Annotated in this window: 2 protein-coding genes and 1 pseudogene; 2 read left to right on the top strand and 1 reads right to left on the bottom strand. The window is 36.7% G+C overall.

From position 1 onward, the window contains the following. The first annotated feature begins 46 nt into the window (after positions 1 to 46). Together GBN19_RS15250 and GBN19_RS15245 are read left to right on the top strand one after the other, a co-directional pair. Complete coding sequence (locus GBN19_RS15250) at positions 47 to 1,279, top strand: ATP-binding protein (protein WP_151778682.1); 1,233 nt, start codon at positions 47 to 49, stop codon at positions 1,277 to 1,279. A gap of 116 nt (positions 1,280 to 1,395) precedes the next feature. Then, a pseudogene (locus tag GBN19_RS15245) lies at positions 1,396 to 1,719 on the top strand (transposase); the annotation flags it as partial. A gap of 31 nt (positions 1,720 to 1,750) precedes the next feature. Here the strand turns inward: GBN19_RS15245 and GBN19_RS15240 are convergent. Next, a partial coding sequence (locus GBN19_RS15240; RefSeq protein WP_151778681.1) for an IS66 family transposase occupies positions 1,751 to 2,121 on the bottom strand: 371 nt, incomplete at its 5' end.

The raw sequence follows: 2,121 nt of genomic DNA, 5'->3' as shown, positions 1-2,121 counted from the left end.
AAAATTTGATAGTATTTATTAAAACTTTAGAGTAGAAGTGTAATTAATGATAAAGAATAATATTCGACGTCATGCTTATTTAAAATTTCTGAATACATGGCAAGATCGTGATCTTATTAAAGTACTTTCAGGTGTACGTCGCTCTGGAAAATCTACTTTGCTAGCAATGTTCCAACAAGATCTAAAAGCACAGGGTGTACAAGCCGAAAATATCATAGCTATCAACTTTGAATTTATGGAATTTGAAGAACTTACCGATTACCGTAAACTACATGATTATGTACTTTCAAAAGTTGATAAAAGTAAGAAAAACTATGTTTTTTTAGATGAAATACAACATGTTAAAAATTTTGAAAAAGTAGTCGACTCTTTATATGTTCGAGACTATATCGATTTATATATTACGGGTTCAAATGCATTCTTTCTAAGTGGAGAACTTGCGACTTTACTTACAGGGCGCTATATCGAACAACATGTTTTACCCTTGTCATTCCAAGAGTTTAAACAGTGGCATATTGAAAATAATCCGATCATCCAACAATTATCCAATCGTGATTTGTATGCCATGTATACGCGCAGTAGTTTCCCTTATACGCTTGCCATGACTAGCCAGCAGGAAACTTATGATTACTTGCAAGCGGTCTATGCCAGTGTAATGTTTAAAGATGTTATTCCCCGTTTGAATACTGCCGATATTAACTCTCTCGAGCGTGTCGCAAGATATTTGGCAAGCGTGACAGGCTCACCTATTTCTATCAATAAAATTAAAAATACCTTTGTTTCAAGTGGGGTTAAAATTTCATTTGAAACAGTAAAACGCTATATTCAGGGCTTACAGGACAGTTTGTTATTTTATAGTGCCGCACAATTTAAAGTACGCGGGCGTGAGTTATTACAATCCTCTGAAAAATACTATTTAGTTGATGTCGGATTGCGCCGGATTATGTTGCCTGATGCTAATGCTGATCAAGGTCATATCTTAGAAAATGTGATTTATCTTGAGCTTGTCAGACGAGGTTATACCGTCTATGTAGGGCGTGTTGATGAATATGAAATTGATTTTGTTGCTGTCGATACTTTACAGAATTTAACTTATTATCAAGTGGCATTAGAAACGCTCAATGAGGAGACACTCAGCCGAGAGTTACGTCCATTACAGAAAATTTCTGATTCGTATCCCAAATATTTACTTACCTTAGACACGATAGGGGCTGAAGCAAATTATAATGGTATTGTAAAAATAAGTGCTCTCGATTGGTTGCTATCTGAAAATAAGTAAAGTTGAGGATAGACATGGATACTCTTATTTATTAAGGCTCTAGACTAGCAGAATAGATATGTTAGTCTAGAATCATGATAGAAAACAGTAAATTAAGTCACTATAAGATTTAAAAAATTATTCAGTGCTTTTGCATTGATATTCCTGCTTCTAAAACAGCCTTATTGCTTAACTTGAACCGTAATACCATCAACTATTGGTACATGCTTTTTAGAAAAGCAATCTACGATCATCAAACAGATTTAAGAGCAAAGTTTGTAGGTTCTATTGAAATTGATGAGAGCTATTTTAGGGCAAAAAGACAACGTGGTTTTCATGGGAAGTTGAAGCGAGGTCGAGGTACTTTAAAACAACCTGTATTTGGAATATTTGAAAGGAATGGTCGAGTTTATACAGAAATAGTCCCTGATTGTAAAAAGACTACATTACAAAAAGTTATCTGTAAGCGTCCGCTGAATCCCATACCAATTTTTAATTCAATTTAGGTTTCCAGCAGTGTGGCAGTAACTCTTCAATCTGGGTCACTTTATGTGTCGGCAATCTTTTCAGCACATCACTTAAATAGGCATACGGATCCAGCCCATTCAGCTTTGCTGACTGGATTAAAGTCATGATGTTTGCCGCTCGCTGACCACTACGCAGCGAACCTGCAAATAACCAGTTCTTACGTCCCAACGCCCAAGGCCGCACCTGGTTTTCCACCCAATTATTGCAAATCGGTAGATTGCCATCATCCAGATAGCGGCTTAAAGCTGGCCAACGCTTCAGAGTGTAATTGATGGCCTTGGCGGTTGGAGAACTCGATGGCACCGTCAGTTGATGCTGGTTGAGCCATTCATACA

This window comes from Acinetobacter brisouii, assembly GCF_008993995.1.
Lineage (GTDB): Bacteria > Pseudomonadota > Gammaproteobacteria > Pseudomonadales > Moraxellaceae > Acinetobacter > Acinetobacter brisouii_A.
Note: the sequence above shows the minus strand (reverse complement) of the source record. Positions and strands in the feature narration are given on the sequence as shown.

Bases quoted from the DNA above. Each gene is read 5' to 3' on its own strand.
- GBN19_RS15250 (WP_151778682.1), top strand. From the start codon at position 47: ATGATAAAGAATAATATTCGACGTCATGCTTATTTAAAATTTCTGAAT.